Source organism: Rahnella sp. RFA10(1/100) (genome assembly GCF_004195115.1).
Classification (GTDB): domain Bacteria; phylum Pseudomonadota; class Gammaproteobacteria; order Enterobacterales; family Enterobacteriaceae; genus Rahnella; species Rahnella perminowiae.
Genome location: NZ_SEWR01000025.1, coordinates 1 through 752 on the forward strand (window position 1 = coordinate 1; position 752 = coordinate 752).

General features: G+C 49.1%; 2 tRNA genes and 2 rRNA genes. All 4 read right to left on the bottom strand.

What is annotated here, in order from left to right:
* Positions 1-102, bottom strand: a 23S ribosomal RNA gene (locus ETV65_RS24725); the annotation flags it as partial.
* 209 nt (positions 103-311) lie between these two features.
* Positions 312-387 (bottom strand) — tRNA-Ala (locus ETV65_RS24730).
* A gap of 133 nt (positions 388-520) precedes the next feature.
* Positions 521-597, bottom strand: a tRNA-Ile gene (locus ETV65_RS24735).
* 71 nt (positions 598-668) lie between these two features.
* Positions 669-752, bottom strand: a 16S ribosomal RNA gene (locus ETV65_RS24740); the annotation flags it as partial.

Consider the following 752-nt stretch of genomic DNA (forward strand, 5'->3'; position numbering starts at 1 on the left):
ATAACGGTTCATATCACCTTACCGACGCTTTTCGCAGATTAGCACGCCCTTCATCGCCTCTGACTGCCTAGGCATCCACCGTGTACGCTTAGTCGCTTAACCTCACAACCCGAAGGTGTTTCCACCGTCGCATTGCGATTATTTGAGAGACTCTGTTACAGACTAATCCACCACTCAGTACAGATACGGAGAGTGATGTTCAGCTGTAAACTTTCAATTTTCAGCTTGTTCCAGATTGTTAAAGAGCAAAATACTTCGCAGCATACTGTTTCCAATACGCTCTGAAGTATTATTGAGGGGCTGTACGGTAATGGTGGAGCTAAGCGGGATCGAACCGCTGACCTCCTGCGTGCAAGGCAGGCGCTCTCCCAGCTGAGCTATAGCCCCATACAGTCACTTACAGATACCTTAATCACTCATCAGCCTGATGAGTCAGCCAATCACTTTCTCATCAAGGCGGAGTCATGCGAAGTTTGCCTGGGCAAACGAGACATGGCGACAACGAAGAGGAGGAAGGAATTGGTAGGCCTGAGTGGACTTGAACCACCGACCTCACCCTTATCAGGGGTGCGCTCTAACCACCTGAGCTACAAGCCTATTAAGGTATTTCTGCTCGTTACTTTCTATCAGACAATCTGTGTGGACACTGCACAATGCGTATCTTGAGGTAAGGAGGTGATCCAACCGCAGGTTCCCCTACGGTTACCTTGTTACGACTTCACCCCAGTCATGAATCACAAAGTGGTAAGCGC